This window comes from Corallococcus praedator, from assembly GCF_003612125.1.
GTDB classification, from domain to species: Bacteria; Myxococcota; Myxococcia; order Myxococcales; family Myxococcaceae; genus Corallococcus; species Corallococcus praedator.
On sequence record NZ_RAWI01000278.1, the window covers coordinates 1 to 12,479 of the forward strand.

10 protein-coding genes are annotated in these 12,479 nt (G+C 71.4%); 3 read left to right on the plus strand and 7 right to left on the minus strand.

Annotation, left to right across the window (positions count from 1 at the left end):
• Together D7Y13_RS48790 and D7Y13_RS28660 are read left to right on the plus strand one after the other, a co-directional pair.
• A partial coding sequence (locus D7Y13_RS48790) for a PEGA domain-containing protein (RefSeq protein WP_120630833.1) occupies positions 1-1,592 on the plus strand: 1,592 nt, incomplete at its 5' end.
• Between the two features lie 161 nt (positions 1,593-1,753).
• Positions 1,754-2,311: a hypothetical protein gene (locus tag D7Y13_RS28660; protein ID WP_120535791.1), complete on the plus strand. Its 558-nt coding sequence runs from the start codon at positions 1,754-1,756 to the stop codon at positions 2,309-2,311.
• Positions 2,312-2,460: 149 nt separating this feature from the next.
• On the opposite strand, the gene gyrB is transcribed toward D7Y13_RS28660, so the two are convergent.
• Together gyrB and D7Y13_RS28670 are read right to left on the minus strand one after the other, a co-directional pair.
• Entirely contained in the window at positions 2,461-4,914 is a 2,454-nt protein-coding gene (gyrB, locus tag D7Y13_RS28665) for a DNA topoisomerase (ATP-hydrolyzing) subunit B (RefSeq protein WP_120535792.1), read from the minus strand.
• A 121-nt stretch (positions 4,915-5,035) separates the two neighbouring features.
• On the minus strand, positions 5,036-5,491 hold the full coding sequence (locus tag D7Y13_RS28670; protein WP_120535793.1) for a hypothetical protein: 456 nt from the start codon (positions 5,489-5,491) through the stop codon (positions 5,036-5,038).
• A gap of 104 nt (positions 5,492-5,595) precedes the next feature.
• Between D7Y13_RS28670 and D7Y13_RS28675 the strand changes: the two genes are divergently transcribed.
• The gene (locus D7Y13_RS28675; protein WP_120535794.1) at positions 5,596-6,351 is read left to right on the plus strand and encodes a GNAT family N-acetyltransferase; all 756 of its coding nucleotides are present in this window, start codon (positions 5,596-5,598) and stop codon (positions 6,349-6,351) included.
• Between the two features lie 10 nt (positions 6,352-6,361).
• Here the strand turns inward: D7Y13_RS28675 and D7Y13_RS28680 are convergent, their stop codons facing one another.
• The 5 genes from D7Y13_RS28680 to D7Y13_RS28700 form a co-directional block, all read right to left on the minus strand.
• Positions 6,362-7,180, minus strand: a complete 819-nt coding sequence (locus D7Y13_RS28680; RefSeq protein WP_120535795.1) for a helix-turn-helix domain-containing protein — start codon at positions 7,178-7,180, stop codon at positions 6,362-6,364.
• Positions 7,181-7,186: 6 nt separating this feature from the next.
• Positions 7,187-9,364: a cation:proton antiporter domain-containing protein gene (locus tag D7Y13_RS28685; protein WP_120535796.1), complete on the minus strand. Its 2,178-nt coding sequence runs from the start codon at positions 9,362-9,364 to the stop codon at positions 7,187-7,189.
• A 105-nt stretch (positions 9,365-9,469) separates the two neighbouring features.
• Complete coding sequence (locus D7Y13_RS28690) at positions 9,470-9,847, minus strand: response regulator (protein WP_120535797.1); 378 nt, start codon at positions 9,845-9,847, stop codon at positions 9,470-9,472.
• Positions 9,844-11,472, minus strand: a complete 1,629-nt coding sequence (locus D7Y13_RS28695) for a sensor histidine kinase (RefSeq protein ID WP_120584850.1) — start codon at positions 11,470-11,472, stop codon at positions 9,844-9,846. Before D7Y13_RS28695 ends, D7Y13_RS28690 begins: the two co-directional genes overlap by 4 nt.
• Positions 11,473-11,797: 325 nt before the next feature.
• On the minus strand, positions 11,798-12,424 hold the full coding sequence (locus D7Y13_RS28700) for a TIGR02265 family protein (protein WP_120535799.1): 627 nt from the start codon (positions 12,422-12,424) through the stop codon (positions 11,798-11,800).
• Between the last annotated feature and the right edge of the window lie 55 nt (positions 12,425-12,479).

Here is a 12,479-nt window from a genome sequence, read left to right on the forward strand (position 1 = left end):
CCCGGGAGGTCACCGGAACCGGCCGCCGCCCCCTGCCGCCCGAGCTGCCCCCGGAGCCCGACACCGACTCCGGCCTGGAGCCCACGGCGATGCCGGTGCTCCCCACCTACGCCGCGCCCCGCGACACGCCGGTGGAGACGCCCGTCGCGGCGGAGCCGGAGGTGGAGGAGGACAAGCCCGCCATCCGCGTGCGCACCTCCGTGGACGAGGCCCGCGAGAAGCTGGCCGCCGAGAACGCCGAGCGCGAACGCAAGCGCGTGAAGCAGGTGCGCGCGCTGAGCCTGGGCGTGTTCGTGGTCACCGCCGTGGTGCTCTTCATCGGGTTGCTGGTGCACCTGCTGTCGCCGCCGGAGGTCGCCGTCGACGACTCGGGCCCGGCCGCCATCCTGTGGATCACCTCCAAGCCGGAGGGGGCCACCATCGTCGTCAATGGCATCAACTCCGGCACCACGCCCAACCGCGTCCTGGGCATGGACGTGCGCACGCCGCACACCATCGTCCTCACCAAGCCGGGCTACCGCGCGTGGACGCGGCGCTTCTCCCCCAACCAGGCGGAGACCCACCTCAAGGCGGAGCTGGAGTTGGCGCCCGGCACCACCCAGATGGTGTCGCAGATTCCCACCACCGGCATCGACGCGGGCTTCCCTTCCTCCGACGTGGGCTCCGTCGCCGCCGCCCCTGGCGCTGACGCGGGCAGCACCGCGGACGCGGGCACCAGCGAGGATGCCGGAGCGGCCATCGCGGCGCTCGACGGGGACGCGGGGACCCTGATGGACGATGGCGGCACCGTCGCCGCCGCCACGCCGGGCCCCCCGGCCGAGCCGCCCCTGGAGGGCGTGGACCGCGAGATGCGCGTGGTGGACTACCCCACGCGCCTGCTGGTGCTGCGGCCCATGTACAACGCCCTGCCGGTGCTGGAGTACACGCCGGCCACCATCGACGTGGCCCCGGGCACCGGCTACTCCGTGTGGACCGAGGGCAGCGCGGCGTTCGAGAACGGGGATGGCACCGCATCCGGCACGCTCGTCTACTACGCGGAAGGGGACCTGCCCGCCGACAACGCCATGGGCCTGGTCAGCTCCGCGCCCCGCACCATCAAGGGCGCGAAGAAGCTGCACTTCTTCGCGCTGGACGACACCGGGCCGGAGGACAACCGCGGCTCCATCCGCGTGCACCTGCGCCAGTCCGTGTACGTCCCGCCGCGCTCGGTGCTGTTCGATCCCCAGAAGAACGCCATCCAGGTGAAGCAGCGGCACCAGATGTTGCTGCGCGGCATGGACCCCAAGTCCACCTACCTCATCACCGTGCGCGACGACTTCGCCGAGGTGCGCGCCGGCGCCCAGGGCCGCGTGAAGACGGTGCTGTGCGTGGAGAAGGGCCGCGCCCCGGAGGACGTGCGCCGCTCGCACCGCCTGTTCGAAGCGGGCAAGCGCTACCAGGTGTCCGGCGTGCAGGACCTGCGCTGCGTCTTCCCCGACACGAACCTGAGCGACAACAGGGGCGCGCTCGACTTCGACATCGTCGACGTGACGAACATGTCCCGCAAGGAGCGCGCGGAGGCCCTGAAGGGCGCCAGCCGCTCCGAACGGTAGTCGCCACAGCAAGGCAGCCGGACAGACGGGCCCCCGCTTCAGGGCCCGCCCGGCAGGCAGGCTTCAAAGGCACCGGCGGGATGCCCTGGGCGTACGGCTCCCGCCGCGATCGCAGTGCCTACCCTCACGGACATCCACTTCCTCACCGCTGGGGTCCGCTCATGATGCCTGTGCTGTCGTCGACTGGTCTGGTGCTTCACAACCTGGGGCTCGCCGTCGGGTTCGGTGGCTCGCTGTTCGGGAAGATTGCCCTCAACCCGGCCGTGGCCGTCATCGAGTCGCGCGCGGAGCGCGGCCAGGTCGCCAACGCCGCGTGGAATGGCTTCAACGTCGTCAACGCGGTGTCGGTGGGACTGGCGGCCGTCACCTGGCTCGTCGGTCGCTCCCGGCTGACGGGCCGGGAGATTGACGACACGACGCGCGGGCTGGTCATCGCCAAGGACGTGCTGCTGGGCGCCACCGTGGCGCTGGGCGCGGCCAACATCGTGGGCGGGGCCTTCCTGGCGAAGCAGGCGCCCGAGGGCGCCGTCCCCGCGGAGACGGGCCTGAAGCCCACCGCCGGCACGCCCGAGTCCGCCGCGAAGACGATGAAGGCCCTGGACGTCGGGGGCATCGTGAACATCGCCACCATGGCGGGCGTCATCGCCATCACCGCCATCCTCAACATGCGCGCGGGCACGTCGTCGCGCTGGTCCCTGGTCTCCAGGTTCCTTCCGTAAGGGCTCGTGGGGGCCGCTCGCAGTCTCCCGCGGTCCGGCTCGACAAGGATGGGAAGGGCACGTGGGCGCGGAGCCGGGAAACGGCACCGGGCCCACGGGTCTTTTCCCCCGGGGCCCGGCGCGTAAGACATGGAGACTTCAGGCGGCGCTCAGATGTCCAGGTTCTGCACGTCCAGCGCGTTGCGCTCGATGAACTCGCGGCGGGGCTCCACCGCCTCGCCCATCAGCAGCGAGAAGATGTCGTCGCTCTCCACCGCGTCCTCCACCCGCACCTGGAGCAGCGTGCGCGTGAGGGGGTTCATGGTGGTGTCCCAGAGCTGCTCCGGGTTCATCTCCCCCAGACCCTTGTAGCGCTGCAGGCCCAGGCCCTTCTGCGCGTCCTTGCGGACCGCGGCCAGCACCTCCTGCACGGAGAACGCCGTCACCTCGCCCGCGTCCACCTGCACGCGGTAGGGCGCCTTGCCCAGGGCGTTGAACGCCTCGCGCAGGCTGACCAGCTCCAGGTACTCCGGCGACGACAGGTACGCGTGGTCGAAGACGGACTCCTTCATGGAACCGTTCACGTCCGTGGAGATGATCAGCTTCTTGGCCTGGTGCTCCGGATCCTGCTGCACGTCCTTGAGCATGCGGCCCACCACGTCCGGCATGCGCCGCTCGCAGTAGTCGCGCATCGCGGCGTACTCGGCCAGCACCGCGGCCTCGTCCGTGAGCAGCTCCGCGCTCAGCTTCGTCGCCTGCACCACCGCGTCCACGATGCGCGCGTCGCGGCGCTTGGCCTGCTTCTCCAGGCGCTCCTCGTAGGTGATGACCTTCTCCAGGAGCGCCTTGAACTCGCTGCCGCCCAGCTCACCGTTGGGCGTCTTCACCCGCGTGTGCTCCGCGGCGATCTTCAGGAGGTACTCGTTGAGCGCGCGCTCGTCCTTGACGTAGATGTCCTTCTTGTTGCGCGTGACTTTGTAGAGCGGCGGCTGCGCGATGTAGACGTAGCCCCGGTCGATGAGTTCGCGCATCTGCCGGTAGAAGAACGTGAGCAGGAGCGTGCGGATGTGGCTGCCGTCCACGTCTGCGTCCGTCATCAGGATGATGCGGTGGTAGCGCGCCTTCTCCGGGTCGTAGTCCTCCGCCCCGATGCCCGTGCCCAGCGCGGTGATGAGCGTGACGATCTCGGCGCTGGTCAGCATCTTCTCGAAGCGCGCCTTCTCCACGTTCAAAATCTTGCCGCGCAGGGGGAGGATGGCCTGGTTGCGCCGGTCCCGGCCCTGCTTCGCGGAGCCGCCTGCGGAGTCACCCTCGACGATGTACAGCTCGCTCTCGTTGGGGTCGCGGCTCTGGCAGTCCGCGAGCTTGCCGGGCAGACCGCCGCCATCCAGCACGCCCTTGCGGCGCACCGTCTCACGGGCCTTGCGGGCCGCGATGCGCGCGCGGCAGGCGTCGCCAATCTTCGCCACGACCTTCTTCGCGAGCGGCGGGTTCTCCTCCAGGAAGGAGGCGAGCTGGTCGTTCACCATCTGCTCGACCAGGCCCTTCACCTCGCTGTTGCCCAGCTTCGTCTTCGTCTGCCCCTCGAACTGGGGGTTGGACAGCTTCACGGAGATGACCGCGGACAGGCCCTCACGGGCGTCCTCGCCGGTGGGCGTCTCCTTCAGGTCCTTCCACTGCCCGCCCTTCTCCGCGTAGCTGTTGAGCGTGCGCGTGAGCGCGGACTTGAAGCCGGACAGGTGGCTGCCACCCTCGTGGGTGTTGATGTTGTTGGCGAAGGTGAAGATGCGCTCGTCGTAGCCATCGTTCCACTGCATGGCGATCTCCAGCGACACGCCCTCGCGCTCCGACTTGATGTAGACGGGCTTGTCGTGCAGCACGGTCTTCGCCTTGTTGAGGTACTCCACGAAGGACGCGATGCCGCCGTCGAACTTGAAGTCGTGCTCCTTCTGCGTGCGCTCGTCGCGGATGGTGATGTGCAGGCCGGCGTTGAGGAACGCCAGCTCGCGCAGCCGCTGGCTGAGCGTCTCGAAGTTGAAGTCCGCCGTCTCCATGATCGTGGGATCCGGCTTGAAGTGGATCATCGTGCCGCGCTTGTCGGTGGTGCCCACCTCCGTCGGAGGACTGTTGGGCACACCGCGCGCATAGCCCTGCTCGAAGACCTTGCCGTTGCGCTGGATGCGGACCTTGAACCACTCGGAGAGGAAGTTCACGCACGTGACGCCCACGCCGTGAAGGCCGCCGGAGACCTTGTACGCGCCGTTGCCGAACTTGCTGCCGGCGTGCAGCTCCGTGAGCACGACCTCCAGCGTGTCCTTGTGCTTGAACTTGGGATCCGGGTGCGGGCCCACCGGGATGCCGCGGCCGTTGTCCTGGACGCTGAGCGAGCCGTCCACGTGGATGACGACCTCGATGTCCGAGCAGAAGCCGGCCAGGGCCTCGTCGACGGAGTTGTCGACGACCTCGTAGACGAGCTTGTGCAGCCCGTAGGTCATTGTGTCGCCGATGTACATGCCGGGGCGCTTGCGGACGGCCTCAAGGCCTTCGAGCTTGGTGATGCTGTCCGTCCCATACTCGGCGGGCGGCGCGGCCAGCGCGGCGCCGGTAGCGGGGGTCTTTTCCATGTGAAGCGTGTCCTTGGGAAAGGCTGCCGTTGCGACAGGGCTGTGCCTGCTGTGCCTACCACCACCGGGCATCCCGGACAAGGTTCGGGAGCCCGCGCAAGGCTGCGGAAAGATTCATGAATCAGGCGTCGAAACGCGAGGGCGGGAGGCGGTCCTCCAGCGCCGCGAGCAACTCTTCATAAACAGCCTTGCGGGCGAAGAGATGCCGCGTCACGAGCACCCTTCCCTCCTCCTTCAGGAACAGGCCCAGCACGCTCCCTTTGCGGCCGACCCGGCGCACGGAATCAATCTGTCCCCAGTGCAGCTCCAGGGGCTTGCCGCTGAAGGGCCGGGCCACCCGCACGCCCGCGTTGTCCAGGGTGACGCCCCAGCCTTCGCGGGGGCGCAGGCGGTGGACGGAGACCAGGAAGGCGAGCATCAGGCCGGCGCTGATGCCGGCCCGCGCCATGGCGAGCAGCCCCCCTCCGGCGCGGAAGTCCGCCAGGGCCCAGGCGGTGAGGACGGCCAGCAGGCACGCCCCCAGGAAGAGGGCGATGCGGGTGGGGCGGGGATCGAAGGAGTAGAAGCGCTGGCTCATGGCGGGCGAGGGGTGAAACCTAATCCCCGGGCGCACGGTGCGCGCGTCCTTTCCTCCTCGGCTGTTCTTTGGCGGTCGCCCCCGTGTCTAGGCTGCCGGCCCGCATGACGGATGCCGAACTCACCTCGCGACTGCACACCAACCTCATCGCCTTCAAGGGCCTCCAGGCCGAACGCGGCACGCTGCGCCACCTGCGCCTTCCCGGCGTGGACGCGTTCGCCCTGCCCGCGTACCAGGACGCCCACTTCCAGCAGGTCCTCTTCACCCAGGCGGACGCGCTGGCCCTGGCGCTGCCCGCCGTCCGGGACTTCTACCGGGGCCTGGGCCTGCCGCGCTGGCGCATCACGCTGACGCCCGGACAGCAGGACGTGAAGCACGTGCTGGCCGCCCACGGCTACCGGTTCGACTTCACCGTGCCCGCCATGGGCGCCTGGCTGAAGGACCTGCCCGACGCGGCGCCCGGGGTGCCGGTGGAGTCCGTGGAGGACATGACGGACCTGGTGGAGCTCAACGTGAGCGCCTACGGCGCCGAGTGGCGGGACATCCTGTCCACCTGGCGGAACCCGCCCCCCTCCTCCGTGCACACGGTGGTGGCGAAGGAGGCCGGCCGCCCCCTGTCCTGTGGCCTGTCCGTGAACGTGGCGGACACCGCGGGCGTGTACCTGGTGGCCACCCACCCGGAGGGCCGGGGGATGGGGCTCGCCACGGCGGTGATGCGGGGGCTCATCGCCGGGGCCCGGGCGCGCGGGTGCACCGCCACGGTGCTCCAGTCCACCCCGGCGGGCCTGCGCGTCTACCGGCACCTGGGCTACCGCGACCTGGGCGCGTGGGAGCACTGGGTGCCGCCGCAGGGGGGCTGAAGCGGGCCCTTCAGCGCAGCGCTTCCAGCTCCGCCAGCGTCTCCAGCACCTGCCGGGAGTCCTCGGCGCCCTGGAGCCGGTGCGCCAGCCCCCGGCCCGCGAGCCGGGCCACGTGCGCCAGCCGCATCAGCCGCGCGCGGCCCAGGTGCCCGTCCACCAGCGCCACCACCAGCCGCAGCGGCTGTCCGTCCGGGGCGTCCGTCTTCAGGGGCCGCGCCAGCGTCACCAGCGCCGCCACCGGGGCCGCGCCCGGCACGAACGCGTGCGGCACCGCCACGCCGTTGCCCACCTGGGACGGGGTCTCGTCCTCGCGCTGGCGCAGCCCTTCCGCCAGCCCCGCCACGTCCAGGCCGGGAAGGGCCGACGCCAGCCTCCCCGACGCCACGTCGAGCGCGTCCGCGTAGTCCTCGCACGACAGCTGCACCACCACCCGCTCGGCGCACAGCAGGGCGCCCAGGGCGGGCACGGGTTCGTCGCCGCGCGCTTCACGCAGGGGGAACTCCGCGTCCAGGAAGGCCCGCACGCGCGCGAGCTGCGCGCCGGTGAGCTTGCGCCGCGCGATGTCCAGGAGCAGCGTCCCCGCCGCGGGCACGTCCTCCAGGTAGCCCGCGACGTAGGGGCTCACCCGGTTGGCCACGTCCATCAGCAGCGCCGGGGGCACGTCCAGCTCCCGCGCGATGGCCGTCAGCCGCTCCTGCGTAGGCGGCGCGTCCACGCCGTGCTCCACCCGGCTCAGGTACGCGCTCGACACGCCAATGCGCCGCGCCAGGTCGCGCAGGGACAGTCCCGCGTCGACCCGCAACAAGCGCAGCGTGGCCCCCAGGTGCATGGCGCCCTAGCTCCTCGCCCCGACCACCTGCGCGGCGTCCGGCGTCGCGCCCTGCTGCCCCTGGGGCGCCGGGCTTCGGGCCAGTGCCGGGGCCCCCTCCGGGTGGCGCACGAGGAGCAGCGACCCGGGCGCGTCCCGCACGATGCGCTCGCGCTGCACGCCGAACAGCCGGTCCTCCAGGCCCCACTCGGAGCCCACGCCCACCACCACCAGGTCGTAGCCCGCGCGCGCCTCCTCCAGCGCGGCCTCCTCCGGCGACGCGTGGCGCACCACCTTGAGCTTCACCGCCGCGCCCTCGTCCGCGGGGAAGAGTTCATCCACCTGCGCCCGGCCGGTGCCCGCCCCTTCCGGCGACGTCACGTGCAGCACCGTCACCTCCGCGCCGGCCTGCTTGAGCAGCCGCCGCGCGATGCCCAGCGCCGCCCGGTCATGCCGGCTGCCCACGAAGGGCACCAGCACGCGCCGCACCTGCGACAGGCCCCGGTCCACCAGCACCGCCACCGTGCCGGTGGACTCCTGCATCACCTCGTGCACCGTGCCGCCCAGCACCGTCTGGCTGAAGAGCGGCTTGTGCCAGCCCAGCAGCACCAGGTCCGCGCGCTTGGCCTCCGCCGTGCGGCAGATGTCCCGCGCGGGCTCCGACGACACGAACGACAGCGTGCGCACCAGCAGCCCCAGCTTCTCCGCCCGCCCCATGAGCGGCGTCAGCGCGCTGCCCGAGGCCCCCGTCACGTCCAGGGCGTCCTCCGCGCGCGCCTTGAGCGCCCGGTCCGGCGACAGCAGGTGCAGCGCGTACAGGCTCGCCTCGTTGCGCTCGCCCGACAGCGCGCGCGACAACACCGCCATGCCCGGCCCCGCCTGCCCGTGCGACACGCACAAGAGCACCGTGTACGCGGACGGGGTCTGCGCCGCGCCCGCTGGCTCCCGCGCCAGCTGTTCCATCTGGTCGCGCGCCTGCTCCTCCGGCGGATACATCCACTTGAGCACCGGCGACGTCATGAACGTGGTCACCAGCGCCATGATGACCATCATCGTGAAGAGCGTGGGGGAGATGACGCCCAGGTCCAGGCCCAGGTTGAGCACGATGAGCTCCATCAGCCCGCGCGTGTTCATCAGCACGCCAATGGCCCCCGCCTCCCGCCACCGCAGGCCCGTGACGCGGGCGGCCACCGCGCTGCCGCCGAACTTGCCCAGACACGCCAGCAGGATGATGACCCCGCACGTCATCCACGACTGCGCGGTGTCCAGCAGGCCAATCTGCGTGCGCAGGCCGCTGAAGGCGAAGAACACCGGCAGCAGCAGCACCACCGTCACGTCCTCCAGCTTCTCCGCCAGCGCCGTGGCCAGCCCCCCCTCCTTGGGAATCACCGCGCCAAAGAGGAACGCGCCGAACAGCGCGTGGATGCCAATGCGCTCCGTGGTCCACGCGGACGCGAGCAGCAGGAGCAGCGTGCCCGCCACCACGTTCTGCGTCAGGCCCTCGCGGCTGGCCACGCGCGCCCCCAGCCGGGCAAGGAAGGGCCGCACCAGCATCAGCATGAAGCCGATGTAGAGCACCGCGAACAGCGTCGTCAGCCCCGCCTGCGCCAGGCTGGACGCGCGCACCAGCGACACCACGAAGGCCAGCAGGCACCACGCCGTCACGTCGTCCACCGCCGCGCACGCGATGGCGATGGCGCCCAGCTTCGACTGCATCAGCCCGCGCTCGGTGAGGATGCGCGCCAGCACCGGGAAGGCCGTGATGCTCATGGACACGCCCATGAACAGCACGAACGACGAGAACGGCACCGACGGGTCCGACAGCGACTTGTACAGCCACAGCGCGCCCGCCACCGCCCCCAGGCCGAAGGGGACGATGATGCTCGAGTGGCTGATGACCACCGACGAATGCCCCCGCCCCTTGAGCAGCTTCGGGTCCAGCTCCAGGCCGATGAGGAACATGAAGAGCACCAGCCCCACCTCGGCCAGCATCTTCAGGAACGGCATCGAGTCCGCGGGAAACAGCCAGTGCAGCGCTCCCGGCGAAATCAGCCCCAGCAGCGACGGGCCCAGGGCGATGCCCGCCACCACCTCCGCGATGACCAGGGGCTGTCCCAGCCACCGCGCCCCCCGCCCTATCAGCCGCGACAGGCCGATGATGACGATGAGCTGGACCAGGAGTTGGGCGAGCATGTGGGTGTTCATGGGATGGGCCTCGCGGGAATGCTGTTAAGGAGTCGCTTACCAGTCCCCTGCGCGCAGCGTCAACGCACTCGGGGAGTGCCCGACCGCTCACGAAACACCGGAAGCTCAGGGGCTGTCGGGCGCCTTGTTGGCCGCCACCGCGTCCAGCAGCGTCGCCACGTCCACGGGCTTGCGCAGGTAGCCGCAGGCGCCCATCTCCTCGGCCACCTGACGGGCGTTGGCGGAGGCGGAGAAGACGAGCACCGGGATGCCGCGCCACGCTTCCACCTGGCGCATCTGGCGGCCGAAGGTCGCGCCGTCCATCACCGGCATCATCATGTCCAGCAGCACCAGCGCGGGCGTCGTCGGTTCCTTGCGCAGCACCTCCAGCGCCTGCAAGCCGTTGCCCGCCCCCAGCACGGTGTAGCCCGCGTCGCGCAGGACCTCCTCCAGCGCCTCGCGCAGGTCCGTGTCGTCATCCACCACCAACAGCGGCCGGCTCACTCGCGCGTCTCCTTCTCCAGCGGCAATTCCAGCGTGAACCGGGCACCCTCGCCCAGGCCGGGTTCCGCCCACGCCCTGCCACCGTGCGCTTCCGCCGCGCGGCGCGTGAGATACAGGCCCAGGCCCAGGCCCCCATAGGAGTGCGAACTGACGGCCCGTCCGAAGCGCTCGAAGATACGCTCCACCTGGTCCCCGGGCACGCCGATTCCACGATCCCTCACCTGGATGCGCGCGAAAGCGCCGGAACGCCCCACGTCCACCTCCACCGGCCGGCCCGGACCGAACTTGAGCGCGTTGGAGATCAACGCGCCCACGGCCTGGTCCACCCGCAGGCGGTCCCACGTCCCCCACAGTCCCTGGCGGGGGGACTGGCGCAGCTCACATCCCGCGGCCCGGGCCTCCGCCTGGTGGCGCTCCAGCACCTCCGCCACCAGTTCCTCCAGGTCGAAGCGCTCCGGCATGAGCGACAGCTCGCCGGAGGACAGCTGCGACACGTCCAGCAGGCCCTCCACCAGCGTGCCCAGCCGCCGCACCTGCCGCACGCTGCGCTCCAGCCGCGTCACCACCTCCGGCTCCAGGTGGTGCACTTCCGTGCGCTGCAGCAGCGAGCCCAGCTGCAACCGCAGCGTGGTGAGCGGCGTGCGCAGCTCGTGCGCGGCCACGGTGAGGAACTCGTCGCGCAGGCGCACCGCTTCGCGCGCCTCCTGGAACAGCCGCGCGTTCTCCAGCGCGAGCCCCGCGCGCCGCGCCAGCTCCTGGCCCAGCGCCAGGTCCACCGGGCCCAGGGTGCGCTCGCCCAGCGTGCCCAGCGACAGCACGCCCAGCGGGCCCTCGCGGCCGGGCAGGGGCACGTTCACCACCGAGCGCAGGCCCAGCTCCGCCACCGCGCGCCGGGGCGTCGCGTCCCGGTGGAGGGGTTCGGGGCGCAGGCGCACGTCCGGCACCAGCTCCGGCGTGCCCGTGCGCAGCACGTGCGTGGGGCCTCCGGAGGCCTGGGGGTCCAGCGGGAAGCGGTCGTTCAACCGCATCGCCAGCGAGCGCCGGGCGGCGTCCGGGTGGGCCAGCGCCACCAGCCGCAGGCCGGCCCGGTCCGGGTCCTGGAGGAAGAAGGCGCTCCAGTCCGCCACCTTCGGCACCAGCAGCTGGACCAGCTGATCCAACCGCGCCTCCTGCTCCAGCGACGCGGTGAGCAGCTCGCTGGCCCGGGCCAGGATTTCGCGGTCCACTTCCGCGCGCGCCCGCTCCCGCCGCACGCGCGTCTCCTCCAGCTCGCGCGCCACCGCCGGGCCCAACCGGGCCAGCCGGTCCTTGGAGAAGCAGTCGCGCGCGCCCGCCTTCATCAGCGTGATGGCCTGCTCCTCGCTGATGAGGCTGGACAGGACGATGAGCGGCACGTCCCGCCCCAGCTCCTGGAGCGTCGCCAGCACGTCCAGCGCCGTGAAGCGCGGCAGCCGGTAGTCGCACAGCACCAGGTCCCACGCGTCGGTGGTCAGCGCCTCGCGCAGCGCCTCCAGCGTCTGCACCCGGCGGGTCGTGGGCCGGTAGTCCGCCAGCGCCAGCGCCTCCGTCACCAGCGCCGCGTCGTTGGCGCTGTCCTCCACCAGCAACAGCCGGAAGGGCGTCATGCCCGGGCCCCGGCCGTCGCCGCCGCCCGGAGGGGTGTGACTCCACGGCCTGCCTGGACACGACCGGGGACGGGGCGCGGGGCGCTCCGCCCGGGGGCCCACCGCCGTGCCGGCCGGGAGCCTTGTGCTGCAGCCATTCGCGCGACTCCTCCCGGGATGTGGCCGGAAACCGCCCTGCTTCCGGCCGTGGGCCTACAGCACGCATGCTAGTGGCCCTCCCCGTCACACCACCGGGAGAAATGGGGGACGTTCAGCACGGAGCGCTGGCTGGTGAACGTCCCGACCCCGAAGCCCTGCTCCCCTGCCTGCCCGGAGCGGGCTGGAACTACCAGGAAACGTCGTATTCGGTGTCGAGCAGGGACAGCTGGCGCCCATGCACGCGCACGTCCTGGGCACCCACGGCCTCCATGGCGCCCAGGAGGACGCCCTCGTGGTAGGGCGCGGGCATGAAGTCCCGGCGCATCACGAAGCGCGCGCTCCGGTCCCCGGTCCACAGCACGGTGCGCTCGCCGTAGCTCACCGCCGTCCGGTAGCCGTCCGCCAGGTGCTGCAGCAGCAGGCGGGGATCACGCCGCGCCGCCTGCATCAGCTCCCGGCCGAACATGGAGGCCAGGAAGTCCACCGTGGCCTGCGTCCCGATGTAGTGCAGCGACTGCGCCCAGTTGCCCAGCTGCGGGCGCAGGAGCCGCGTCGCCTGGGACGTCATCGCCAGGAAGCGCGTCACCGGGTACAGCTCCGCGGCGTTCAGCGACCGCAGGCCGGACGCCTCCAGGCACTGCGCGCCCGCCGCTTCGCCCTGGAGAAAACCCACCACCCCCACGACTCCCAGGAAGAACATCCCCCGGGCACCGTCTTCCGGGGTGGCCGCCAGGCATCGCTCCGCCAGCTGCCACTCCGCGCCTTCATCCACCGCACCCGCCCCTGCCGAACCCTCGAACGGTCCGAGCACCATTCCGACCTCCCATCCACTGCTGGCGCCAGCAACGGGCCCCCCCCGACTTCAAGGT

Excerpts from the sequence above, each read along its gene's own strand:
- D7Y13_RS28660 (WP_120535791.1), top strand. The coding sequence starts at position 1,754 with ATGATGCCTGTGCTGTCGTCGACTGGTCTGGTGCTTCACAACCTGGGG.
- gyrB (WP_120535792.1), bottom strand. The coding sequence starts at position 4,914 with ATGGAAAAGACCCCCGCTACCGGCGCCGCGCTGGCCGCGCCGCCCGCC.
- D7Y13_RS28670 (WP_120535793.1), bottom strand. The coding sequence starts at position 5,491 with ATGAGCCAGCGCTTCTACTCCTTCGATCCCCGCCCCACCCGCATCGCC.
- D7Y13_RS28675 (WP_120535794.1), top strand. The coding sequence starts at position 5,596 with ATGACGGATGCCGAACTCACCTCGCGACTGCACACCAACCTCATCGCC.
- D7Y13_RS28680 (WP_120535795.1), bottom strand. The coding sequence starts at position 7,180 with ATGCACCTGGGGGCCACGCTGCGCTTGTTGCGGGTCGACGCGGGACTG.
- D7Y13_RS28685 (WP_120535796.1), bottom strand. The coding sequence starts at position 9,364 with ATGAACACCCACATGCTCGCCCAACTCCTGGTCCAGCTCATCGTCATC.
- D7Y13_RS28695 (WP_120584850.1), bottom strand. The coding sequence starts at position 11,472 with ATGACGCCCTTCCGGCTGTTGCTGGTGGAGGACAGCGCCAACGACGCG.
- D7Y13_RS28700 (WP_120535799.1), bottom strand. The coding sequence starts at position 12,424 with ATGGTGCTCGGACCGTTCGAGGGTTCGGCAGGGGCGGGTGCGGTGGAT.